23 protein-coding genes are annotated in these 23403 nt (G+C 73.2%); 7 read left to right on the top strand and 16 right to left on the bottom strand.

Annotated elements, in window-relative coordinates:
- Positions 1-24 precede the first annotated feature (24 nt).
- Positions 25-738 (top strand): phosphatase PAP2 family protein, encoded by a 714-nt coding sequence (locus V3C34_RS00530; protein WP_170307565.1) that lies wholly within the window; start codon positions 25-27, stop codon positions 736-738.
- On the opposite strand, the gene V3C34_RS00535 is transcribed toward V3C34_RS00530, so the two are convergent.
- The 6 genes from V3C34_RS00535 to V3C34_RS00560 all read right to left on the bottom strand — a co-directional run bounded on the left by V3C34_RS00535 (position 665) and on the right by V3C34_RS00560 (position 5355).
- Positions 665-1489, bottom strand: a complete 825-nt coding sequence (locus V3C34_RS00535; RefSeq protein ID WP_245634790.1) for a DUF1206 domain-containing protein — start codon at positions 1487-1489, stop codon at positions 665-667. The two genes, V3C34_RS00530 and V3C34_RS00535, sit on opposite strands and share 74 nt — an antisense overlap.
- Before the next feature lie 35 nt (positions 1490-1524).
- Positions 1525-2316, bottom strand: coding sequence for an HAD family hydrolase (locus tag V3C34_RS00540; RefSeq protein ID WP_068328689.1), 792 nt, complete (start codon positions 2314-2316; stop codon positions 1525-1527).
- A 67-nt stretch (positions 2317-2383) separates the two neighbouring features.
- Positions 2384-3160, bottom strand: a complete 777-nt coding sequence (locus tag V3C34_RS00545; RefSeq protein WP_338537443.1) for a siderophore-interacting protein — start codon at positions 3158-3160, stop codon at positions 2384-2386.
- A 68-nt stretch (positions 3161-3228) separates the two neighbouring features.
- Positions 3229-3783, bottom strand: a complete 555-nt coding sequence (pyrE, locus tag V3C34_RS00550) for an orotate phosphoribosyltransferase (RefSeq protein ID WP_345913200.1) — start codon at positions 3781-3783, stop codon at positions 3229-3231.
- A 25-nt stretch (positions 3784-3808) separates the two neighbouring features.
- The gene (locus tag V3C34_RS00555; protein ID WP_068328683.1) at positions 3809-4582 is read right to left on the bottom strand and encodes an SDR family NAD(P)-dependent oxidoreductase; all 774 of its coding nucleotides are present in this window, start codon (positions 4580-4582) and stop codon (positions 3809-3811) included.
- The gene (locus V3C34_RS00560; RefSeq protein ID WP_068424144.1) at positions 4579-5355 is read right to left on the bottom strand and encodes a dienelactone hydrolase family protein; all 777 of its coding nucleotides are present in this window, start codon (positions 5353-5355) and stop codon (positions 4579-4581) included. The genes V3C34_RS00555 and V3C34_RS00560 overlap by 4 nt, the downstream gene beginning before the upstream one ends.
- 65 nt (positions 5356-5420) lie before the next feature.
- Here V3C34_RS00560 and V3C34_RS00565 point away from each other — a divergent pair, with 65 nt between their 5' ends.
- Together V3C34_RS00565 and V3C34_RS00570 are read left to right on the top strand one after the other, a co-directional pair.
- Positions 5421-6224: an exodeoxyribonuclease III gene (locus V3C34_RS00565; RefSeq protein ID WP_345913201.1), complete on the top strand. Its 804-nt coding sequence runs from the start codon at positions 5421-5423 to the stop codon at positions 6222-6224.
- A complete protein-coding gene (locus V3C34_RS00570; protein ID WP_345913202.1) occupies positions 6221-7099 on the top strand; it encodes an alpha/beta hydrolase in 879 nt (292 codons plus the stop codon). Before V3C34_RS00565 ends, V3C34_RS00570 begins: the two co-directional genes overlap by 4 nt.
- On the opposite strand, the gene V3C34_RS00575 is transcribed toward V3C34_RS00570, so the two are convergent.
- The 6 genes from V3C34_RS00575 to V3C34_RS00600 are packed head-to-tail and all read right to left on the bottom strand — an operon-like array spanning position 7061 to position 13854.
- On the bottom strand, positions 7061-8842 hold the full coding sequence (locus V3C34_RS00575; protein WP_345913203.1) for an MFS transporter: 1782 nt from the start codon (positions 8840-8842) through the stop codon (positions 7061-7063). The genes V3C34_RS00570 and V3C34_RS00575 overlap by 39 nt on opposite strands.
- Positions 8843-8844: 2 nt before the next feature.
- Positions 8845-9537 carry an LppX_LprAFG lipoprotein gene (locus V3C34_RS00580; protein WP_082807715.1) on the bottom strand — a complete coding sequence of 231 codons (693 nt, stop codon included), beginning with the start codon at positions 9535-9537 and terminating at the stop codon, positions 8845-8847.
- Positions 9538-9590: 53 nt separating this feature from the next.
- Positions 9591-10808, bottom strand: coding sequence for an AAA family ATPase (locus tag V3C34_RS00585; protein ID WP_068328664.1), 1218 nt, complete (start codon positions 10806-10808; stop codon positions 9591-9593).
- A 25-nt stretch (positions 10809-10833) separates the two neighbouring features.
- Complete coding sequence (locus V3C34_RS00590) at positions 10834-11772, bottom strand: tetratricopeptide repeat protein (protein WP_169702036.1); 939 nt, start codon at positions 11770-11772, stop codon at positions 10834-10836.
- A gap of 2 nt (positions 11773-11774) precedes the next feature.
- The gene (locus tag V3C34_RS00595) at positions 11775-12815 is read right to left on the bottom strand and encodes a tetratricopeptide repeat protein (RefSeq protein ID WP_068328656.1); all 1041 of its coding nucleotides are present in this window, start codon (positions 12813-12815) and stop codon (positions 11775-11777) included.
- A gap of 10 nt (positions 12816-12825) precedes the next feature.
- On the bottom strand, positions 12826-13854 hold the full coding sequence (locus tag V3C34_RS00600) for an FAD-dependent monooxygenase (RefSeq protein ID WP_068328646.1): 1029 nt from the start codon (positions 13852-13854) through the stop codon (positions 12826-12828).
- 48 nt (positions 13855-13902) lie between these two features.
- On the opposite strand from V3C34_RS00600, the gene V3C34_RS00605 reads away from it, so the two are divergent.
- Positions 13903-15078 carry an acyl-CoA dehydrogenase family protein gene (locus V3C34_RS00605; protein ID WP_068328643.1) on the top strand — a complete coding sequence of 392 codons (1176 nt, stop codon included), beginning with the start codon at positions 13903-13905 and terminating at the stop codon, positions 15076-15078.
- Between the two features lie 3 nt (positions 15079-15081).
- Positions 15082-16170 (top strand): acyl-CoA dehydrogenase family protein, encoded by a 1089-nt coding sequence (locus V3C34_RS00610; protein WP_346007783.1) that lies wholly within the window; start codon positions 15082-15084, stop codon positions 16168-16170.
- A 63-nt stretch (positions 16171-16233) separates the two neighbouring features.
- On the opposite strand, the gene clpB is transcribed toward V3C34_RS00610, so the two are convergent.
- The 3 genes from clpB to V3C34_RS00625 all read right to left on the bottom strand — a co-directional run bounded on the left by clpB (position 16234) and on the right by V3C34_RS00625 (position 20905).
- Positions 16234-18798, bottom strand: a complete 2565-nt coding sequence (gene clpB / locus V3C34_RS00615) for an ATP-dependent chaperone ClpB (RefSeq protein WP_346007784.1) — start codon at positions 18796-18798, stop codon at positions 16234-16236.
- Positions 18799-18994: 196 nt separating this feature from the next.
- Positions 18995-20461 (bottom strand): LCP family protein, encoded by a 1467-nt coding sequence (locus tag V3C34_RS00620; protein WP_346007785.1) that lies wholly within the window; start codon positions 20459-20461, stop codon positions 18995-18997.
- Between the two features lie 171 nt (positions 20462-20632).
- Positions 20633-20905 (bottom strand): ribonuclease E inhibitor RraB, encoded by a 273-nt coding sequence (locus tag V3C34_RS00625; protein WP_068328589.1) that lies wholly within the window; start codon positions 20903-20905, stop codon positions 20633-20635.
- A gap of 64 nt (positions 20906-20969) precedes the next feature.
- On the opposite strand from V3C34_RS00625, the gene V3C34_RS00630 reads away from it, so the two are divergent.
- Positions 20970-21431, top strand: coding sequence for an SRPBCC family protein (locus V3C34_RS00630; RefSeq protein ID WP_068424126.1), 462 nt, complete (start codon positions 20970-20972; stop codon positions 21429-21431).
- A gap of 41 nt (positions 21432-21472) precedes the next feature.
- Complete coding sequence (locus tag V3C34_RS00635) at positions 21473-22675, top strand: cysteine desulfurase-like protein (protein ID WP_068424124.1); 1203 nt, start codon at positions 21473-21475, stop codon at positions 22673-22675.
- 111 nt (positions 22676-22786) lie between these two features.
- On the opposite strand, the gene V3C34_RS00640 is transcribed toward V3C34_RS00635, so the two are convergent.
- Complete coding sequence (locus V3C34_RS00640) at positions 22787-23356, bottom strand: TIGR03086 family metal-binding protein (protein ID WP_068424122.1); 570 nt, start codon at positions 23354-23356, stop codon at positions 22787-22789.
- Positions 23357-23403: the final 47 nt, after the last annotated feature.

Here is a 23403-nt window from a genome sequence, read left to right on the forward strand (position 1 = left end):
ACAAGCATGCCCCACAATCGGGTGGTGCCTGCCGACCACCACCCCACGTCTCTGCGTGCCGTGGCCGCCCTCGTGACGATGACGCTCATCATGCTCTGCGTCGCGGCCCTCGGTCGCTGGGTGCTCATCCCGTCCGGGTGGGCACGGCGGCTGGACGAAGGGGGCCTGGCCGCGGGCACCGACCTCGTCCTCTCGGCGCCGTGGCTGGCCGATGTCGCGCAGGTGTGGTCCGACCTCAGCGGTCCGTGGGTCGTGCACCCGCTCGTCATCGCCGTCACCCTCGTCCTCATCGCCCGGGGCTGCGTCGGGCGCTGGGCGCTCGTCGTGCCCGCGATCGGGCTCGTCGGCTGGGGGCTCGGCGCCCTGTGCAAGGAGGTCGTGCAGCGGGCCAGGCCCGAGGACGCGGTCGTCGCCTTCGGCAGCTGGTCGTACCCGAGCGGGCACGCGAACAACGCGGCCCTCGGCGCGGTGCTGCTCGTGGCACTCCTGGCGACCGTGCGGACCGCATGGATCCGTTGGGGCGCCACGGCGCTGGTCGTCCTGGGCGCCCTGCTGACCGCGGCCGACCGGATCGTCCTGGGGGTGCACTACGTGACCGACGTGAGCGCCGGACTGCTCCTCGGCACGGCCACGGCCCTGACGGGCCTGGCCGTCCTGCGCCCGCTCAGATCCGCTGGTGACGCGCCCGCGCGAAGCAGTACAGGCCGAAGGCGACGAGGCCGAGGGCCGCGGCGGTGAGCAGGTACGGGCCGAAGGGCTGGTCGCGCAGGGACTTCAGCGCGCCGTCCAGGCCGGTGGCCTCCTCCGACTGCTCCTGCACGGCCGCGATGATGAAGAAGACGCCGACGAGGGCGAGGACGGCCCCCTTCGCCGGGTAGCCGATCATGCCGAGCGTGCGCGCCACGGTGCCCGGGTCCTCCTCGAGGTCCTTGATGAAACGCTGCGTCACGCCCTTGTACACGTGGTACCCGCCGACCGCGATGATCCCGACGCCGAGCGCACCGACGAGCCACCGCCCGGCCGGCTGCTGCATGAGGCTCGCGGTGACATCCTGCGAGGACTGCTCGCTCGACGACGAGGAGCCCGAGCCGAGCGCGAACTTCAGCGCCGTGAAGGCCAGCGCTCCGTAGACGACGGCCTTGCCGACGGCCTTGAGCCGGTCGCCGACGCCCCCGTCACCGACTGCGGGCGCGACGGCCACGGCCAGCTGCCAGAGGGCGAGCGCGACGAGGCCGATGACGACGACCCACATGAGCACGACGCCACCGGGGTTGCTCGCGAGCGAGGCGAGCGCGCCGGACTGGTCGGCCTGCCCGCCGCCACCGCCCCACGCGACGCGACCGGCGGTGTAGCCGATGACGATGTGCAGGACGCCGGAGACGACGAAGCCGACGCGGGCGAGGGCTTCGAGGGCGGGGTGGTCGCCCACGGTTCGGGCGGTGTCCCGGGCAGCGTCACGGGCGTCGTCGAGGTCTCGGGTGCGGCTCACCTGCCAATCATGCCCCTCCGCCGGACCCGGAGGGTTCAGGCGAGGGGGCGAAGGGCGTGCGCCAGCCCGTCCTCGTCGACGGACCCCGTGGTCTCGTCCGCGGCATCGACGACCTCGGGCGGCGCACCGCCCATGGCGACCCCGCGTGCCGCCCACCGGAGCATCTCGAGGTCGTTGCGCTGGTCCCCCGCGGCGAAGGTCAGGTGCGGCTCGACGCCGAGGCGACGGCGCACGAGCTCGAGCGCGGACCCCTTGGACACACCCTCGGGCGCGAGGTCGAGCCAGGCGGTGTAGCCGACGGCGTAGCTCACGCCGTGCAGACCGATCCGCTCGACGAGCTCGAGGAAGTCCTCGCTCGCCGCGTCGGGGTCGTGGAAGGTCACGCGGGTCGTCGGCCGGTCGACGAGCTGCTCGAAGGGGACGACGACCTGCTCGCCCTGGAGCACGCCCTCGGGGTAGGGGCGGGCGACCTTGAATCCCACGCCCACCTCCTCCACCGCGACGAGGATGTGGGGGGCGTGCTCCATGACGAGCGTGAGCGCCGCGCGCGGGTCGAAGGTCACCGTGTCGGCGATCCGATAACCCTGCGGCGCAGCGGGATCCAGCTCGAGGGTGACCGCGCCGTTGGAGCAGATCGCCCACCCGTGCGAGAGACCGAGCAGGTCGAGGACCGGGGTCGTCGCCAGGACGGAGCGGCCCGTCGAGACGACGATGTGGTGCCCCGCGTCGGCGACCGCGCGGATCGCGTCGCGGGTGGCCGGACGCAGCTCGCCGGCGTGGGTCAGGATCGTGCCGTCGACATCCAGGGCGACGAGGTGCGGCTCCATGTCGCGCAGGCTACCCGCCGCCCGCCCCGCCCCCGGAGGAGGTCGCGAAGCAACCATCTCGAAGGGCTCAGACGCGTGCGGCACCGAGCTTCCAGTAGCCGGAGAAGGTGATCGCGCGCCTGTCCATGCCGACCTCCTGCACGAGATGGCGCCGCAGGGAGGTCGCCAGCCCCGACTCGCCGCACAGCCACGCGTGGTCCAGGTCCGCGGTCGAGACGGGGGTGGCGACGAGTGCGGTGAGGACCGCGGTCCCGGGGGCGGCGTGCCCGCGCTCGTGGACCGTGACCCGGGCCGGGACGTCGAGGCCGCCCAGGACCTCGGCGGAGGGGACCTCGACGTGCGCCTCGATGTCGGCGCCGAGGCCTGGCAGGCCGCGACGGTCGCGCTCCTCGAGGATCGCGAGCAGCGCGGGCACCGCGGTCTCGTCGGCGACGAGCAGCTGGCGCGCGTGCTCGAAGCTGGAGTAGAGCGCTCCCCCGGAGCGGAACGCGGCCCTGTCGCCGACCTGGGCGGCCGTCGCCCATGCGGAGCCCGGGCCGGAGTCGCCGTGCGTGACGATGTCGACGTCGATCTCGTGGACATCGCGACGCAGCGCGCGCACCGTGTACCAGCGCAGCCCGGGCTGCTCGTCCTCGGGCATCTCGCTGATCGCAGCCCGCACGTTGCTGCACGCGGGATCGGGCAGGTGCAGCCGGCCGTCGGCGCCGGGGACGAGCAGACCGAAGTACTCGTCGGGGCCGACCAGGCGGTGGTCGCGCAGCTGCGGCGCGGACAACGTGATCCGGCGCACCACGGGGTTGAGGTCCGTGACGGCGACGACCGTCACCTCGAACTGCGACTCCACCTTCGACTCTCCTCGTGCGACCGGGACGGCTTGATGAGGCGAGCCTAACCTAGCCGTGGAGCACGGGGTCAGGCGAGCCCGAGCTCCTCGAGCCCGAAGACGTGGCGGTACTCGAGGCCAGCCTCGGCGAACTTCTCCGCCGCACCGGTCGCGCGATCGGCGATCGTCGCGACGGCGACGACCTCGGCGCCCGCCTCGCGGGCGGCGGTGGCTGCCTCGAGCGGCGAGCTCCCGGTCGTCGAGGTGTCCTCGACGACCAGGACACGCCGCCCGGCGATCGACGGGCCCTCGATGCGCTGCTGCAGGCCGTGCGCCTTGCCCGCCTTGCGCACGACGAAGGCGTCCAGGCGCTCCCCCTTCGCCGCAGTGGCGTGGAGCATCGACGTGGCGACCGGGTCGGCACCGAGCGTGAGCCCACCGACGGCGTCGAAGTCGAGGTCCTCGACGAGGTCGAGCAAGACGCGGCCGACGAGCGGGGAGGCCTCGCCGTCGAGGGTGATGCGGCGCAGGTCGACGTAGTAGTCGGCCTCCGCGCCGGAGGACAGCGTCACGCGTCCGTGGACGATGGCCTTGTCCTTGACGATCTCGAGCAGGCGGGCGCGGTCGGCAGCGATGTCAGTCACGCCTGCCAGTTTAGGTCGACCGTCGTCAGTGGGTGTCCTTGCGATGCAGCGCGGTGACGCGCGGGTTGCGCAGGAGCACCCGGGGCAGGTGGCGGACGAGCGCGACGACGGCCTTGTACTGCGGGCTCGGCACGGAGACGACGCGACCCCGCTCCGAGTCGGCGAGCGCCGCGCGCACGAGGTCGCTCGCGTCGAGCCAGAAGGGACCGGACCGGGTGCCCTTGTCGATCCCGGCGCGCTCGTGGAACTCGGTGCGCACGTAGCCGGGCAGGAGCGCGGTGACGCGGACCCCCTTCGGCCGCAGCTGTGCCGCGATGGACTCCGTGAAGGTCGTCACCCAGGCCTTGGCCGCGGCGTACGTGCCGCTCGTCAGGTGGCCGGCGACGGATGAGACGTTGATGATCCGGCCGTGCCCGCGCGCGACCATGGCGCCGGCGGCCGCGTGGCTGAGGACGAGCACCGCGCGCACGAGCACGTCGAGCAGGCGCTCCTCGTCCTCGACGTCGGTGTCGACGAAGGGGGTCCCCAGCCCGTACCCCGCGTTGTTGACGAGCAGGTCGACGGGCCGGTCGGCGGCGCGCAGCCGCTCGGCGACCCGCTCCAGCTGGGCACGGTCGGACAGGTCGGCCGCGAGCACCTCGGCGTGCACCCCGTGCGCCTCGCCCAGCTCGGTGGCGAGGTCGTGCAGCCGCGCGGTGTCGCGGGCGACGAGGACGAGGTCGTGACCCTGCGCGGCCAGCTGGACCGCGAACTCGCGGCCGATGCCGGCCGTGGCACCGGTGACGAGGGCGGTGCTCATGCGTGCTCTCCCCCGGCCTGCAGGGTCCGCGCGAAGAGCTCCTCGAGCTCGGCGAAGTGCCGCTCGGCGCCCGCCTCCTGGTAGCTCGACGTGTCGCTCATCGTGAAGCCGTGCGGGGCGTCGGGGTAGATCGCGGTCTGCGCCTGCAGGCCGTGCTCCGCGAGCGCCGCGTCGAGCCGCTCGACCATCTCCGGCGGCATCGTGCCGTCGCGGTCGGCGTGCCCGTAGACGAAGGCCGCCCGCGCGCTCCCCAGCGACAGGTGCGGGCTGTCGGGCCCGTCGGAGGCGACGTGCGCCCCGTGGAAGCCACCGCAGGCCGCGATGCTCGGGTCGACGCAGGCGGCCCGGGTCGCGTGCTTGGCCCCCATGCAGTACCCCGTGGTCCCGATCGGGCCCTCGGCGACGCCGGGCAGGGCGCGCAGCGCGGCGACGAAGGGGGCGACGTCCGCCTCGGTGCGCTCCTTCGTCAGCTCGGCGACACGCGGCAGGCTCAGCTGACCGTAGGTCGCCCGCTGCTCGGGGTCGGTCAGGTCGGTACCTGCAGGGGGCGACATCTCTGCCGCAGAGCCGAGCCGGTAGAAGGTGTTGGGCGCCAGCACGATGTAGCCCCACGAGGCGATGCGGTCGGCCATCTCCTCGATGCGGGGCCGCAGCCCGATGGCGTCCATCCACAGCAGGACGCCGGGGTACGTGCCGTCCGCGTCGGGCCGGGCGACGACCGCCTCGGCCGTGCCGTCGGCAGCGGGGATCTCGACGAGGGGTCGCATGGCCATGGGCCCATGGTGTCAGGCCGCGCTCACCCGCGGGGCAGGCCAAGGCGCCCGGCTAGGGTGGCGCCGTGCGTATCGCGACCTGGAACGTCAACTCCATCCGCTCCCGCGTCGACCGCGTCGAGGCCTGGCTGCAGCGCAGCGACGTCGACGTGCTCGCCATCCAGGAGACCAAGGCCAGGGAGGAGCAGTTCCCCTTCGACCGCTTCACCGCCCTGGGCTACGAGGTCGCCCACCACGGCCTGAACCAGTGGAACGGCGTGGCGATCCTCTCCAGGGTCGGCCTGCAGGACGTCTCGATCGGGTTCGACGGTGACCCCGGGTTCGGCGATCCGCTCGCGCCCGAGGCGCGCTCGATCGGCGCGACGTGCGGGGGCGTGCGCGTGTGGTCGCTCTACGTCCCCAACGGTCGCACCCTCGACGACCCGCACATGGCCTACAAGCTCTCCTGGCTCGAGCAGCTGCGGCAGCGCGCGAGCGAGTGGAGCGCCGACGGGACCCCGACGGCGCTGTGCGGCGACTGGAACGTCGCGCCGCAGGACGAGGACGTGTGGTCGATGGCGTACTTCGCCGACAAGACCCACGTCTCGCCGCCGGAGCGGGCCGCCTTCAACGCCTTCCTCGAGTCCGGTTTCGTCGACGTCGTCCGCCCCCACACCCCCGGGCCGGGTACCTACACCTACTGGGACTACCAGCAGCTCGCCTTCCCCAAGAAGCGCGGCATGCGCATCGACTTCATCCTCGGGTCGCCGTCCTTCGCCGACCGCGTCACGGGCGCCTCGATCGACCGCGAGGAGCGCAAGGGCAAGGGCGCGAGCGACCACGCGCCGGTCATCGTCGGGCTCGACGGCGACCCGGGGAGCCCTGCGTGACCTCGACGGCCCGTCGCCTCACGGTCGCCGCCCCTGACGGGGCGCGCATCGCGGTCCTCGACCACCCGGCGGCCGGCGACCGTCCCGAGGGCCCGACGCTCGTCCTCGCCCACGGCTGGTGCTCGACGACCGAGGTGTGGGAACCGGTCGTCGCCGAGCTGCAGCGCCGGCGCCCCCACCTGAGGGTCATCACCTACGACCAGCCGGGCCACGGCCGGTCGACGCCGGGCCGGGACCGCCGCGTCTCCCTCCTGGACCTCGGGGTCACGCTGCGTGAGGTCATCGCGGAGACCGCGCCGGAGGGCGATGTCGTCCTCGGTGGCCACTCGATGGGCGGCATGACGATCATGGCGATGGCCCAGGTCGACCCCGAGCTGGTGCGCCGCCGCGTCCGTGGCGTCGCCCTGGTCGGCACCGCCGCGCACCTCGACCGGCGGGCGATCCGGGGCGAGGCCCTCGCCATGGGGCTGCTCGGCCGTCTGCCGGCCAAGGCCCGCGGGCTGCCCTCCACGGCGCGGCTCACGGCAGCCAACCTCTTCGGTCCGGACCCCGACCCGGTCGCCGTGCGGACGACGATGCGGATGACCACGCGCACCCGGGCCAATGTCGTCTCCGACTGGCACCGCGCGATCGGCGAGCTCGACTTCCGCAAGCACCTCGCCCCCTTCGCGGACGTGCGCACGGTCGTCGTGACGGGCGGGATGGACCGGCTCACCCCGGTCTCCGCCGGCCGGCGGCTGGCCGCCGGCATCCCGGGGGCCGACTTCTGGATGGTGCCGCGCACCGGCCACATGGTCCTGCTCGAGGTCCCTGCGGTGGTCGCCGACAAGATCGAGCTACTCCTCGACGCCGAACCCGCGCGCCAACGAGCCTGAGCCCTCGCGCCGCCGGATGCCGAGGAAGACGAAGGCGAGCAGCGCGCCCACCGCGGCGGCACCGGCGGCCCCGACGAAGACCGTGTGCACCTGCAGCAGCGCGGCGTCGAGCAGCGCCCGGCCGCTCGTCTGCTGCTCGCGCGGCAGCGCCTCGACGGCCGCGTAGTAGCGGTGCAGGCCGACACCGGTGAGCAGCGCGAGCCCGACGACCATCCCGACCATGCGGGCGACGACCACGAGGCTCGAGGCGGTGCCGTGGACGTCCTGGGGCGAGTCCGCGAGCGCGGCGTCGTTGACCGGCGCGAGCGCCATGCCGAGCCCGAGCCCGACGAGCGCGAGGGTGAGGGTCGAGGTGAGCTCGGCGAGCGACCCGCGCTCCCAGCCCGACATGAGCAGCAGCCCGACGGCGGCGAGGGTGAGCCCGACGCCGGCGGCCAGACCGTCGCCGACCCAGCGCAGCACCCACCCACCGAGGAGGGCGCCGACCGGGACGGCGACGAGGAACTTCACGAGCTCCATCGCCGCGTCGGTCTGCGAGCCCTCCGTCGTCAGGCGGGAGAAGAGCGGCACGTCGACGACGACCGCGACGAGGGCCACCCCCACGGCGAGCGAGACGAGCAGCGACCAGCCCGTGCGGCCGCGGACCGTGCCCCGCGGGACGAGCGGCGCTCCGGCCGTGCGGTGCCGGACGACGTAGAGCAGCACGGCGACGACCGCGACGGGCAGCAGCGCGTAGCCGAGCGGGCCGACGACCTCGCTCTCGGGGTCCGCCGAGCTGAAGGTGAGCACGACACTCCCGAGTGCCGTCCCGAGGAGCAGCGCGCCCGGGAGGTCGCTGTCGCGCAGCGGCGCCCACCAGAGGCGGGCGGTGCGGACGAGCAGGAGCACGGCGAGGGCCGCGGTCAGCGCACCGACCGGCGTGAGCACCCGGCGGTCGCCGACGAAGGGGACGAACGGCACCCCGAGGTAGACGTCCGTGGCGAGCACCGCGGGGGCCGCGAGCGTCAGCCAGAGCAGGCCGACGGTGACGACCCCGAGGACGACCGTCCCAGTACGCCTCCCCCGCTCCCTGCCCGCAGCCGGACTCCCCCGCTCCCTGAGGAGGCCGCCCGCAGCCGGACTCCCCCGCTCCCTGAGGAGGCCGCCCGCGGCCGTCTCGAAGGGCGCCACCCGGGTGATCGACGCGATCGCGACCCAGAGGACCAGGCCGAGCACGACGTTGAGCCAGAAGATCGCCCGCCAGTCCGCGACGGCGAGGACCGCTGCCCCGAGCAGGGGGCCGAGGACCGAGCCGAGCTCCTGGACCGCGCCGACGACGCCGAGCGGCATCCCCCGGCGTCCCGGCGGCCAGAGGTCCGCGACGAGCGCGAGGGTCGCTGGGACGAGGCCGCCTCCGCCGACGCCCTGGACGACGCGGCCGACGACGAGCACGTCGAGGTCGACCGCGAGCGCGGTGATGCCTGAGCCGACGACGAAGACGGCGAGGCAGCCGAGGAGGATCCGCGATCGGCTCACGACGTCGGCGAGGCGCCCGATGAGGGGCAGGACCGCGACGTAGCCGAGGAGGAAGCCCGAGATGATCGGTGCGGCGCGCTGGAGGTTGTCCAGGCCGAGGCCGACGCCGTTCATCATGTCGGTCAGCGCGAGGACGACGACGTAGGTGTCCGCGGCGGCGAGCGCGACCGCCGTCGAGGCGAGCGCGAGCAGGGCCCGGGGGCTGCGCCCGGGGACGTCGAGCGTCACGGTCAGGACGCGGGCTCGGAGATCTCGACGGCCTTGCCGTAGTCCTTGATCTTGAGCGTGAAGGTCGTCTCCTGCTCCTCGTAGAAGTTGCCGGTGATCTCCGCCGAGCGCAGCTCCCCGCTCTCGGGCTCGATGCCGTACGTGACGTCGAAGTCGTCGGCGCCCTCACCGAGCGCGAACAGTCGGTGGACGTCCTCGGCCGGGACCTTGCCGGTGTACTCCTGCAGGACGGTGTCGCCGGCGCGGGTGCGCTCCCCTTCGCTCGCGTCGGTCGTGCCGGCGAGGATCTGGTCGACGCCGCTGCCGGGGCGGAAGAACTCGGCCGGGTTGGGCGCGCCGAGGTCGGACATGTCGACCGGGTTGAAGTCCTTGGTGAAGAAGGACATCCACGTCTTGTCGTCGACGGCGATGATCTCGACGCCTGCGGAGTTGCCCCGGATGACCCCGGTGACCTCTCCCTGGAACTTGGGCGTGGTCGTGTCGACGATGCCCGAGCCGTCCGCCGCGGACACGCCGTCGCGCCCCTTGGGGATGGCGGACTGCTTGAGGTCGAAGCCGACCGCACCGGCGTCGACGAAGGCCGTGCGCGCCGTCTCGAGGGCCTCTGCGGGCGGGGCTGCGTCCTCGAAGGCCGAGCAGCCGGCCGGCAGTGCCAGGGCGAGGGGCACGGCGGCCACCAGGAGTCGTCGTCGCATGTCGGCCAACCTAACCGCTGCGGGCACCGGTCCCGGTGCGGACGTGACCCGGGTCAACGCACCTTGTTCTTGCGCATCCAGTCCCGCAGCTCGTCGTAGGCACCATCGACGTTGGCGAACTCCACGACATTGCGCGCGGACGTGAACCACGGCCCGGTGGAGGGGCGCACCTCCCCGAGCGAGCGCTTGAGGTCGGCCATGCCGATCCAGCGCATCGTCCCGGTGCGCGCGCCCTCCATGAGGGCGAACTCGGTGGCGGTCTCGCAGACGTGCGCGATGTCGGCGCCCGAGAGGCCCTGCGACCGGCGCGCGAGCCAGGCGACGTCGACGCCCTCGACGGGCCGGTCGGCGAGGTGGTGGCGGAAGATCGCGGCCCGCGCCTCCTCGTCGGGCGGGGCGACGAAGAGCGTGCGGTCGAGTCGGCCGGGGCGGCGCAGGGCCGCGTCGACGTCCCACGGCTGGTTGGTCGCGCCGACGACGAAGACCCCCTCGTTGTCGGCCTCGACCCCGTCCATCTCCATGAGCAGCTGGTTGACGACCGTGCGCAGGCCACTGTTGTGCGTCGTCGCACGCTTGGCGCCGATGGCGTCGAGCTCGTCGAGGAAGACGACCGTCGGCGCGTGCGAGCGGGCGAACTCGAAGATCTCCGAGACATTGCGCTCGGACCGGCCCGTGTACATGTCGAGGACGTCGCTGATCCCGACGTTGACGAAGCCGGCGCCGAGCTCGCCTGCCAGGGCGCGGCCGACGAAGGTCTTGCCGCAGCCGGGCGGACCGTAGAGGAGGATGCCGCCCTTGAGCGACTTGCCGTACGCCTTGCGCAGCTCCGGATGGCGAAGGGGGGCGAGGAAGGCCGCGTCGAGCCGCGCCTTGACCTGCTGCATGCCCCCGACGTCCTCGAGCGTGATCGCGGGACGCTCGAGGTCGTGCGCGGCGACCTCGGACGCGCCCGGGTCGCCGTCGACGAACATCGGCTGCGGGGAGATGTCGCCCATCTCCCCCTCGGCGGCGCTCCAGTCGAAGCCGTCGTGGGAGCGGGCAGGCGCGGGCGTGGTGGGCCCGGGTGAGGTGGGCCCTGGCGTGAGGGCCGCGGCCATCAGCTCCCGCGCCGCGGCGTTGGCCGGGTCCTGCTGGAGGACGGTGGCGCAGTGGGTGACGGCCTCGTCGCCGCGGCCGGCGTCCACGAGCAGCTGCGCGAGGTGGAGACGCAGCGGCAGGTCCTGCGGGCTGGCTCCGACGGCGCGGGCGAGTGAGTCGATGAGGTCGCTCATGGGCCCATCCTCCACGACACCCGGCTCACCACCGGCTCCAGGCGATGACGATCGCCGCGACGCACGCGACGGTGACGACGACGGCCCAACCGGTGGCGACGCGGTGGGCACGGGAGAAGCGGCGCAGGTACGCCCTTCGTCCTCGGGGGACGGCGCGGGCCCAGGCGAGCGCGGGCAGGGCGAGCAGCAGCGGCGGGAGGAGCGAGACGGCACGCCCGACCCACGGCAGCGACCCGGTGGCCATGACCGTGACGAGCTGCCCGACGACCAGTGCGGTCCACAGCCCGAGCAGGAAGACGAGGACCAGGTCCATCGACCCCGCGGACCGGCCGTCGTCGAGCGCGGCCTGACGCACGATGCGGGAGGTGGCGCTCCCGATGCGGGCGCCGCGCAGGTCCGTGCGGGCCAGCTCGGTCATGGCCCAGGCGTGGTGGGGGTCGAGACGCAGGGCCTCCATGAGGTGCCAGCGGGCCGCGTCGCGCTGCGCCCGGGAGCCTCCGGGCGAGCTGGGCCAGAGGGTGATGCCCATCGTCACGTGGCTGTCGGGGTCGCCCGGGTCGAGCGAGAGCGCGTGCGCCGCGACGGCCACGGCTCGCTCCCGGGTCCCGATGTCCTGCACGAGCACGAGCGCGACCTGCCGGTGCGGGCCGGGGGCGAAGGGAGCCAGCCGCGTCGCCTCGACCGCCGCCTCGTAGGCGCCGGCGCGGTCGCCGCGGACGTGGAGGACCGACGAGCGGATCATGTGCAGCCCGGGCTCGTCGGGCGCGACGGCGAGGGCTTCGCCGACGGCGCGCAGGGCCTCGGCGCCGCGGTCGAGCTGGTGCAGCGCGCGGGCACGCAGGGTGAGCAGCTCGGGGTCGTCCGGTGTCGCCGCGAGGCCGGACTCGACGGTCGCGAGCGCCTGCGCCACCCGCCCCAGGCCGAGCTGTGCGTGGACCCGCTCGGCCGCTCCCCCGGCTGGCACGCCTAGCGGTTGCGGGCCCAGGCGACCCACGACAGGACCGCGCCGACGAGGAGGCAGCCGACCCCGATGCCGTAGGCCCCGGCGAAGCCGGTCGCCGCACCGAGGAGGAAGGCGAGCACGCCCACGAGGAGCAGGCAGGCCCAGATCGCGACGAGCGGCTGCCGCCGCGCGAAGCCGCGGAGGTAGGCACCGCGGGCGGTCGGCACCTCGCGCAGCAGGCGCACGACGATGAACCCGACGGCGAGGAGCGAGAGCCCGGCGATGATCCCGAAGCGGGGGCGCTCCGGGATCGCGTCGATCCGACCGATGATGAAGACCGACAGGAAGAGCGCCCAGTGCGCGATCGCCACGTTGTTGGTCAGGGCGACGTCCATGTTGGCGTGGAAGAGCTGCTCCTGAGGTGACCCCGACACGGCTCGCGCGAGGGTGCCGGCGGCCGCAGCGGGGCGCCGGCGCGCCATCTGGATGCGCGCGAGCTCGTTGAGCGCCATGGGCGACTCGGGTTCGAGGTCGAGGGCGGCGCGCACGTGGTGCTCGGCGAGCTCGAGGTCGCGCCGTCCGGGTCGGCGGCCCTGCGGGAAGACGGCGTCCACCATCGCCAGGTGGCTGTCGGCCTCACGGGGACCGAGCTCGAGGGCGCGCCCGGCGGCGAGCCGTGCCTCGGCGGACCACTGCGGACCGCCCGCCGCGTAGGCGCGAGCCAGCTGGCGCTGCGGCTCCGGCTCGAAGGGGGCCAGCCGCGCCGACTCGCCGGCGGCCGCGACGGCGTCGCCGTGGTGGCCGAGTCGCGACAGGGCCATCGACGCGAGGAGGTGCAGGGTCGGGTCGTCCGGGTCGGCGACGAGCGCGTGGTTGGCCGCGTCGAGGGCCCACTGCGAGCGACCGGAGTCGAGGAGGGCGACGACGCGCAGGCGTTGCAGCTCGGCGTCGTCCGGGGCGCTCGCCAGGGCCTGATCGACGTCCTGGAGCGCCGCGTCGTAGAGCCCTCGCGACAGGTGGAGGCGCACGCGCTCGCGCGCGACGTCCAGGTGGTCGTGGTCCACGCGCCAGAGACTAGGGCACGAGGCGCAGCGCTCGGTCGCGCACACCGCGGCCGCGGCGGCTCGTCGCCGCCCGGAGGGCGACGGTCGCGGTGAGCCGCAGGACCTGGCCGGAGGCGTGGCGGCGTCTGCTGTAGGCGAGGGGGGCTCCCTTCGTCCCCCGGCGGTGGATCTCCTCGGCGAGGACGACCGCGTCCCGGAGGGCCTCGTTGGCGCCGCGGCCGAGGTTGGGGCTCATCGCGTGCGCGGCGTCGCCGACGAGGACGAGGCCGTCGTCGACGATCGTGCGCATCGGCGGCGCGAGGAGCACCCGCTGGACGTCCGCGGCATCGCCGACGCGGGCCAGGACGTCGCGGACCGTGGGGTCCCAGTCACCGAAGTGGCCCCGCGCGGCGGCGACCGCCTCCGCCGGGTCGACGGTGACGCCCCGGTGGTCGGCGCGCACCGCGCAGAACCACGCGACGCCCTGTGGGCCGGGCGTCGTCCCGAAGAGGCCGTCCGGCCCCCACCACTCCGTGGCGCTCGTCGTCGGCGGTCCGGGCAGGTGGCCGCGCAGCGCGATCCACTCCGTGACGACCGGCGCGCTGCCCTCGAAGGCCTGCTGCCGGCAGACCGAGCGCACCCCGTCGGCCCCGACGACGAGGTCGGCGCCGACCTCCGCGGCGAGCGCGCGCGGGTCGGTGACCTGCCGGGTCGTGCGCGTGACCGAAGGGGGGATCCCCGCCTCGAGCGACGTCACGAGATCGCGGCGCGGGACGAACCACAACGGCAGGTCGCGGCGGGCGACGAGGGGGGCGCCGTCCGCCGAGCGGAGCGCGGCCCGCTCGACCGGCAGCGCGGTGCGCCGGACCGTCTCGCCGACCCCGAGGTCGTCGAGGGCCGATCGGCCGCCGCGCCACAGGGCGAGGACGGTGCCGTGCCCGGCCCGCTCGGGGCGTTCCTCGACGAGAGTGACATGCACCCGGCGCGGGTCGAGGGCCGCGGCGAGCGCGAGGCCGGCGATGCCGCCCCCGACGACGAGGACGTGATGGCGTGGTCGCACGGGTCCACCCTGCCAGCAACCGGAGGTCGTCCCGACTAGCCTGACCCCATGCATCGACGCCTCTCAGCCGACGACTCGGCCTTCCAGCAACGGCTGCGTGAGTACTTCACGACGACCTTCCCCCAGGATCTCCGCGACAAGGTCGGGGCGGGCGAGAAACTTGGACCAGAGGACATCCGACGCAGTCAGGCAGCCCTCGCCGAGGCGGGTCTCGCCACGCCCGGGTGGCCGACGGAGTGGGGCGGTCAGGACTGGACCGCGTTGCAGAAGCACATCTGGAACACCGAGCTGCAGGCAGCGGGTGTCCCGCCGCCGCTCCCCTTCAACGCGTCGATGGTGGGGCCGGTCATCGCGACCTTCGGGTCCCAGGAGCTCAAGCAGAGGTTCCTCCCCAAGACGGCCACCGCCGAGATCTGGTGGTGCCAGGGGTTCTCCGAGCCGGGTGCCGGGTCGGACCTCGCGTCCTTGCGCACGACCGCTGTGCGCGACGGTGACGTGTACGTCGTCAACGGCCAGAAGACCTGGACGACCCTCGCGCAGCACGCCGACTGGATGTTCGCCCTCGTCCGCACCGACCCCGCGGCACCCAAGAAGCAGGCCGGGATCTCCTTCCTGCTGCTCGACATGCGCAGCGAGGGGGTGACGGTCCGGCCGATCCGCACGCTCGACGGGGGCCAAGAGGTCAACGAGGTCTTCTTCGACAACGTCCGCGTACCGGCCGACCAGCTCGTCGGCGAGGAGAACAAGGGCTGGGACTACGCGAAGTTCCTGCTGGGCAACGAGCGCGTGGGCGTCGCCAACACCGGGCTCGTCAAGCGCTGGCTCGTCGAGCTCAAGGAGCACGCTCGACAGGTGCGCCTCGGCGACGGCACCCTCCTCGACGACCCGGGCACGGCCGCGCGATTCGCCGACCTCGAGTCGCGGCTCATGGCGCTCGAGCTGACCGTCGTGCGGGTCTCGGGCACCTCGGAGGACGGCCGGCCCAACCCGGCGTCCTCGATCCTCAAGCTGTGCGGCTCCCAGCTCCAGCAGGAGGTCCTCGAGCTGGCGGTGGACATCAGCGGCCCGATGGGCCTGGTCTGGGACGAGCTCGACTCCGTGCCGGCCTGGGCCGCGCGCAGCGTCCCCACCTACCTCAACTACCGCAAGGCGACGATCTACGGCGGATCCAGCGAGGTCCAGCGCGGCATCGTGGCCGCGACCATCCTCGGACTGAAGGGCTGACCCATGGACTTCACCCCCACCGACGAGCAACGTGCCCTGGCCGATGCCGTCCGCGGCGTGCTGCGCCGCCACGGCTCCCCTGCGGCCGAGCGCGGCGACTCCGCCGCCCCTGCTCACCATGACGAGACCGTCTGGTCGGGTCTGGTCGAGACAGGCGTGCCCGCTCTGCTCTGGTCCGAGGAGGACGGAGGGGTAGGCGCCGGTCTCGCCGACCTCGCCGCCGCCGCCACCGAGGTCGGCCGGTCCCGAGTGCAGGTACCGCTCGCCGAGACGGTCGTCGCCGGGTCGCTCGTCCGCTCCCTCGCCACCGACGAGGTCCGCCGCGAGGTCCTCGCCGGCCTGTCGTCAGGAGAGGTCCTGGCGGTTCCCGCGCTCGCCGAGCCGATGCGCGCGTGGTCCCCCGTCCCGACCGACGTCACCGCGACCGGCGCCGACGGTGCGTGGACCCTCACCGGCACCAAGTCGCCCGTGCGCTACGCCCCGTCCGCGACCCACCTGGTCGTCACGGCAGCCACGGACGCGGGGACCGGGGTCTTCCTCGTGTCGACCACGGGTGCGACCACGCAGGAGGTCGTGCTCGACGCCACCCCTGCGACCCTGCTCGGGCAGGGGCCGGCCGCCGACACCGCCCTCCGTGAGGCGCTCGCCTCCGGCCACACGGTCCTGTGCGCCGAGGCGATCGGCGCCATGGACGAAGCCCTGCGCCTCACGACGGAGTACCTGCGCACCCGGACCCAGTTCGGCCGCAGCCTCGCCAGCTTCCAGACCCTGACCCACCGGGCCGCCGACATGTACGCCGAGCTGGAGCTGGCCCGCAGCGCGACGCTCTACGCCGCGATGGTGGTCGACGAGTCACCCCTCGACGTCGACACCGTCCTGCGCGCCCTGGTCGTCGTGGACAGGGCGGCCCGGCTCGTCGGCCAGGAGGCCATCCAGATGCACGGAGGCATCGGGGTCACCGCTGAGCACCCGGTCGGGCACCTGACCTCCCGGCTGACGATGATCACCCGCACGTGGGGTGACCGGCGAGCACACCTCGCGGACCTGTCCGAGCGCATCGCCGACCACGCCGGCGTCGACGTCCTCGCGTGAGCCACGAGGGCCCACGGACTCCTGGTCCGTGGGCCCTCGTCGACCGTGCCGGCGGTTCGGCCCTCAGCGAAGGGAGAGCCGCCCCCCTTCGTCATCGACGTCCACGACGACGGTCGAGCCGTCGCGCACGTCACCGGCGAGCAGGGCGGTGGCCAGCCGGTCACCGATCTCCTTCTGCACCAGGCGACGCAGCGGTCGGGCGCCGTAGGCGGGGTCGTACCCGGTCTCGGCGAGCCACTCGCGCGCGGCCGGGGTGACCTCGAGCCCGATCCGCCGGTCGGCCAGGCGGGTGGTGAGCTCACGCACCTGCAGCTCGACGATGTGGCCGAGCTCGTCACGGGTCAGCGCGTCGAAGATGACGATCTCGTCGAGCCGGTTGAGGAACTCCGGCTTGAAGGACTGCCGCACGAGGCCCATGACCGACTCGCGTCGCGCCTCCTGCTCGATGAGCGGGTCCGTGAGGAACTGGCTGCCGAGGTTGGAGGTCATCACGAGGATGACGTTGCGGAAGTCGACCGTGCGGCCCTGGCCGTCGGTCAGGCGGCCGTCGTCGAGCACCTGCAGCAGGATGTCGAAGGTCTCGGGGTGCGCCTTCTCCACCTCGTCGAGGAGCACGACGGAGTACGGACGGCGCCGCACGGCCTCGGTGAGCTGGCCGCCCTCCTCGTACCCGACGTAGCCGGGAGGGGCGCCGATCAGGCGCGCGACCGCGTGCCGCTCGGCGTACTCCGACATGTCGATGCGCACCATCGCGCGCTCGTCGTCGAAGAGGAAGTCCGCGAGCGACTTGGCCAGCTCCGTCTTGCCGACACCGGTCGGGCCGAGGAAGAGGAAGGAGCCGGTCGGCCGGTTCGGGTCGGCGATGCCGGCCCGCGAGCGGCGCACCGCGTCGGAGACCGCCCGCACGGCCGCGGTCTGGCCGATGAGGCGTGAGCCGATGATCGACTCCATGCTCAGCAGCTTCTCCGTCTCGCCCTGGAGCAGGCGCCCGGCCGGGATGCCGGTCCAGGCGGAGATGACCTCGGCGATGTCGTCGGCCCCGACGCGCTCCTTGACCATGAGGTCGTCGTCGCGGTTGGCCTCGGCCTCGCTGGCCTGCGCGAGCTCGGCCTCCAGCGCGGGGATGTCGCCGTACATCAGGCGCGACGCCCCCTCGTAGTCACCCTCGCGCTGCAGCCGGTCGGCCTGGGTGCGCAGGTCGTCGAGCCGCGCCTTGAGGTCACCGACGGCGTTGAGGCCGGTCTTCTCCGCCTCCCACCGCGCGGTGAGCCCGGCGAGCTCCTCGCTCTTGTCGGCGAGGTCCTGGCGCAGCCGCTCCAGGCGCTCCTTCGACGCGTCGTCGCTCTCCCGGGCGAGGTGCAGCTCCTCCATCTTCAGCCGGTCGACGGCGCGGGAGAGCTCGTCGATCTCGACCGGGCTGGAGTCGATCTCCATGCGCAGCCGCGAGGCCGCCTCGTCGACGAGGTCGATCGCCTTGTCGGGCAGCTGCCGGCCGGTGATGTAGCGGTCCGACAGCGTGGCCGCCGCGACGAGCGCGGCGTCCTCGATCTCGACCTTGTGGTGCGCCTCGTAGCGCTCCTTGAGCCCGCGCAGGATCGCGATGGTGTCCTCGACGCTCGGCTCACCGACGAAGACCTGCTGGAAGCGCCGCTCCAGGGCCGGGTCCTTTTCGATGTGCTCGCGGAACTCGTCGAGCGTCGTCGCGCCGACGAGTCGCAGCTCGCCGCGGGCGAGCATCGGCTTGAGCATGTTGCCCGCATCCATGGCGCCGTCACCGGACGCGCCCGCACCGACGACGGTGTGCAGCTCGTCGATGAAGGTGACGATCTGCCCGTCGCTGGCCTTGATCTCCTCGAGCACGGCCTTGAGCCGCTCCTCGAACTCGCCGCGGTACTTCGCGCCGGCGACCATCGCGCCGAGGTCGAGGCTGACGAGCCGCTTGTCGCGCAGCGACTCGGGCACGTCACCGTCGACGATGCGCTGGGCCAGGCCCTCGACGACGGCGGTCTTGCCGACGCCGGGCTCGCCGATGAGCACGGGGTTGTTCTTCGTCCGGCGGGAGAGCACCTGGACGACGCGGCGGATCTCGGCGTCCCGCCCGATGACCGGGTCGAGCTTGCCGTCGCGGGCGGCCTGGGTCAGGTCGGTGCCGTACTGCTCGAGCGACTCGCCGCCCTCGGCGGGCGTCTCGGACGTCACCTTGCGCCCGGCGCGCAGCTCGTCGATCTTCGCCTCCATGTCGCGGGCGCCGCGGGACTCGACGGCCGCGAGGTGGCCCGTCTCGGCGAGCGCGAGCAGGAGCAGGTCGAGGGCGAGGTGCGTGTCCCCCTTCGCCCGCATGAGGGTGTCGGCCTGCTGGAGCACAGCGAGCAGGCTGCGCCCGAGCGTCGGGGAGGCCGCCGCACCGCTCGTGGTCGGCAACGAGCGCACGGCCGCATCGGCCTGCGCGAGGACGTGCCCGGCGCCGGTCCCGGCGGCCTGCAGGAGGGTGTCGCACTGCGGTGTGTCGAGCTGCACGAGGGCGCTGACGAGGTGGTCGGGCGTGACCTCGGGGTGCCCCTGGGTCTGGGCAGAACGCTGGGCCAAGGCGAGCGCCTCGGCCACCTTGGTGGTGGGCTGGAAGTCCATGGGGTCTCCTCTACGTCTGGCGGTGGTCTCTTCTTCGATCAACCTTCCCAGACTTGAGTCTATTCCGCTCAACTCTGTACCGACCCCCTTCCGCCGCGTGCTCCCCTTCGGCCAGAGCCACCCCGCACGAGAGCGGCCCTCACAGACTTGACGTCGAGACTCTGCATTGCCGTAGGGCAATGCAGAGTCTCGAGGGTCAGCAGGTGGCGGTGATGTCGCTCAGCTCGTCGGACTCGGTCGTCGTCGTCGAGGAGGAGGACGGCTCGGTGGTGCTGGTCGAGCTGGGGGTCTTCTTCGGGGTCGACGTCTTGGGGGCAGGGGGCGGGGGATTGATCGCCTCGTCGACCATCGCGTGGATCTTGGCGTAGTCGGGCTTGTTGACGTCGATGTTCTGGTTGGTGAGCGGCAGCGACTTGATCGAGCCCCCCTCCTGGATGCGCAGGACGAGCTCGGCCCAGGCCGAGAGGTCCTGCTGCGGGATGTCGACCTTGACGTTGTCGCGCAGGGTCTTGGCCAGCGCCGGGTAGCGCACGAGCATCGAGGTCGGGTTGACCTGGTTGAGCAGCGCACCCACCATGCAGCGCTGGCGCCGCATCCGGGAGAAGTCACCGTCGGCGGACTCCGCGCGGGAGCGCGAGTACCACAGGGCCCGGTAGCCGTCGAGGCGCTGGATGCCCGGCTCGATGTAGCCCGTCGTGCCCACGACGTTGCCACCGGGATCGATGTGGCAGCCGATGCACACCCGCTCCTTGACGTCGATCTCGACGCCGCCCATCGCGTCGACGAGCTGCGTGAAGCCCTCGAGGTTGATGACGGTCGTGTAGTCGATGTCGAGCCCGAGGACCTGCGAGGCCGCGTCCTTGGTCGCCGTCAGCCCCGGGTTGGGGTCGCCGGGGAAGAGCGCGGCGTTGTCGCGGCCCAGGGTCCAGACGTACTCCATGAGGCACTCGTCGCCGCAGTTGAACCCCTCCGGGTACTGCTTCGACAGCGGGTTGTCCGGGGAGAAGGGGATGTTCTGCAGGTTGCGGGGGATGCCGAAGAGGACGGTCTCGCCGGTCTGGGTGTCCACGCTCGCGACCATGACCGAGTCCGGACGGATGCCGTCGCGGTCCTGGCCGGCGTCGGACCCGACGAGCATGATGTTGACCCGCTCGGTGCCGGCCCACGGGTCCTCGCCCTCGACGGGAGCGGCCGCGCCGTCCGGGCGGAACTTCTCGAAGACCGTGCCGATGACGGAGCGCTGGATGACGGCGTACCGGACCGACTGCGCGGCCGGCGCGAAGACCAGGATCGAGGCGAACGCGGCGAAGACGACCATCGCCACCTTGGATCGCCCCCGCGTGCCCTCCGGCAGGTTGTCGCGAGCGGTGGTGATGATCCCCCAGATCCACACGAGAGCGCCGACGACGACGAGCGGGATGAGCACCATCAGGGCGCGACGGCTCACCCCGACGCTGATGACCGAGGAGGTCACCCCCTTCGTCAGCATCCAGCCGAGCGCGGCCAGGAGGGCGATGACGAAGCCGGTGAGGATCGCGATGCCGGTGCGCCGCCGGGTGCGGATCAGGCCGAGGCCGGGGACGAGCGTGCTCGCGGCCGTCAGGGTGTAGTACCTGCGGGCCTGCAGCGCCTTGCGCCGCGAGATGCGGGCGCGTTCCCCCAAGGCACGGCTGTGCCCGGTCTCGCTCTCAGGTACCAACTGGTCCTACCTCCGACGTCCGGGACCCGTGGACGATCGGGCGCCATCCGTGGGGAGTTCGTCATCATATCGTGACACGAAGATGGCCCCGGGACGCAAACTCGCCGGGTGACGACCCTGCTCACGCAGGTCGGGTCACGCGCCGGTCGCCGGCTCCGGGTCGTACCACCCGTCGAACTCCTCGGCCAGCGCCGCGAAGCGCTCGCGCAGCCCGTGGGCCACCGCGCCACCGTCGTCGCCGACCATCTCCTCGCGCACGTGCACGGCCCACTCGTGGTCCTCGCCGTCGTCCTCACCCGCGAGGGCCTCACGGACGACGCGGACCTCGGTGAAGCCCTCGTCGCGCAGGTCGTCGGCGATGCGCTCGGCGTCGTCACGGTCGGGGAAGACCATCAGGTGCTCGGACATGGCTCCAGCCTGACACGCCGCCAGGGGTGGACACCGACCGGCTTCGCGTGGTGTCGTCGAGGGCATGGCACAGGAGCAGAGGATCACCGTCCAGCGCACCATCGACGCGCCCGCCAAGGACGTCTTCGAGGTGCTGACCAACCCCGAGCGGCACGCAGAGCTCGACGGGTCCGGCTTCGTCCGATCGGACGAGAAGACCGACCGGATCCAGGCCGTCGGCGACGTGTTCCGGATGAACATGTCCGGCGACCACATGGGTGGCGACTACCAGACCGACAACCACGTCACCGCCTTCGACCCGAACAAGATGGTCGGCTGGAAGACCGCCCCCGCCGGCACCGAGCCGCCCGGCTGGGAGTGGCTGTGGGAGCTGGAGCCGCAGGGCTCGGACAGCACCATCGTCACCCACACCTACGACTGGAGCGGCGTCACCGACCAGGCCCTGCTGGACAAGGTCGGCTTCCCGCTCGTCAAGGAGTCGCAGCTCGAGGACTCGCTGGCCCGACTCGCGGCCGCGGTGAGCTGACCCCCTTCCCCGGCGGCGACGTCGGTGGGCATGATCACGACATGTCCGTCGACGTCGCCGCACTCCGCGCCCGCTTCCCCTCCCTTCGCTCCGGCATCGCCCACTTCGACGGGCCGGGCGGCACCCAGACCCCGGCCGAGGTCGGTGAGGCGATCGCTGCGACGCTCACCGGGCCGCTGTCCAACCGCGGCTCGTCGGTGGCGAGCGAGCGCAACGCCGAGGCGGCCATCGCCGACTTCCGCTCCGCGATGGCCGACCTGCTCGGGGCCTCCCCCGACGGGATCGTCTACGGCCGCAGCGCCACCCAGCTCACCTACGACATCTCCCGGACTCTGGCGAAGGGGTGGGGCCCGGGTGACGAGGTCGTCGTCACCGAGCTCGACCACGACTGCAACGTGCGGCCGTGGGTCCAGGCCGCCGAGGCCGTCGGGGCGAGCGTGCGGTGGCTGCGGCTCGACCCCTCGACGGCCGAGTTGGACCTGACCGACCTCGACGAGGTCGTCACCGAGCGCACCCGACTCGTCGCGGTGACCGGTGCGTCCAACCTGCTCGGCAGCCGTCCGCCCGTGGCCCGGATCGCCGAGCGAGCCCACGCGGTCGGGGCGCTCGTGCACGTCGACGGTGTGCACCTGACGGCGCACGCGCACATCGACGTCGCAGCGCTCGGCGCCGACCTCTACGTGTGCTCGCCGTACAAGTTCTTCGGCCCGCACTGCGCGGCGCTGGCGGCGGATCCGACTCTCCTGCACGGCCTTCGGCCCGACAAGCTGCTGCCGTCGACCGATGCGGTGCCGGAGCGCTTCGAGCTGGGGACGCTGCCCTACGAGATCATGGCGGGCGCCACAGCGGCGGTCGACTTCATCGCGTCGCTGGCCCCGCAGGGCCCGTCGCGCCGGGAGCGGCTGGCGGCGGCGCACGATCTCGTCCACGCTCACGAGCTACGCCTGCGGCAGCGGATCGAGGCCGCGCTCGCCGACCTCGGCGACCGGGTCGTGCTCCACTCGCGGGCCGCCGACCGCACCCCGACGCTCTTCTTCACCCTGCCGGGCGGTGATGCCCGCGCGGTCTCCGCGAAGCTCGCCGCGGCGGACGTGCTCGCGCCGGCCGGGACCTTCTACGCGCACGAGCCCTTCCGGGCGCTCGGACTCGACGTCGACGTCGGGATCCGCGTCGGTGTCGCGCCCTACACCGATGACTCCGACGTCGACCGGCTGCTCACCGGGGTGGGCGAAGCGCTCGCCTGACCCCGGCAGCGTTGGTGCCACCCGGCGTCGTTGGTGTCACCTGGTTGCCCCTCTCCGGGGGACCAGGTGACATCAACGCCGCCAGGCCGCCGCCCACGCGGCGAGGGCCAGTCAGGCGCGCGGGTCGCGACCGGTGAAGGCGATGACCCGCTCCTGGCGGCTGGCATCGGGGCCGACCTCGACGGCCGGGCCGCAGACGCCCTCGCTCCGCACGGCGTCGCCGAATCCGGCCAGCGCCTCCTCGACCTGGTCGAGCTCACGGTCGCTCAGCTCGACCGGGACGCCCGCGGCCGCACCGATGTCCCAGCGGTGGACGAGCAGGTCGAAGCCGTAGAAGCGGTCGAAGGCGGCGCCCACCGTCGTCGAGCCGAAGGGCGTCTCGTAGGGCCGCTCGGCCAGGGTGTCGTCGGCGAGCTGCCGGGCGACGCCCTCGGCGTGGGTACGCCACGCGGTGGCCGGCCCGAGCGCAGCGACCGTCGGCGCCGGGTCAGGCAGGTCGGCGCCCGCCTTGAGCAGGAAGTCACGCTGGGTGTCGATGAGGTGCTGCACGACGTCGAGCCCCGACCAGCCGGCGCACGGGCTCGGGCCCGCGAGCGCCTGCGGGTCGGCGGCGTCGACGAGACGCATGAGCGGGGTGTTCTTGCGATCGAAGACCGAGGCGGCGTCCTGGGGAAGTGGCATGGAGCACAGCCTGCCAGCGCCCTCCGACAACGGCCACGGCCCTCCCT

The organism is Janibacter terrae, assembly GCF_039636765.1.
Classification (GTDB): domain Bacteria; phylum Actinomycetota; class Actinomycetes; order Actinomycetales; family Dermatophilaceae; genus Janibacter; species Janibacter terrae.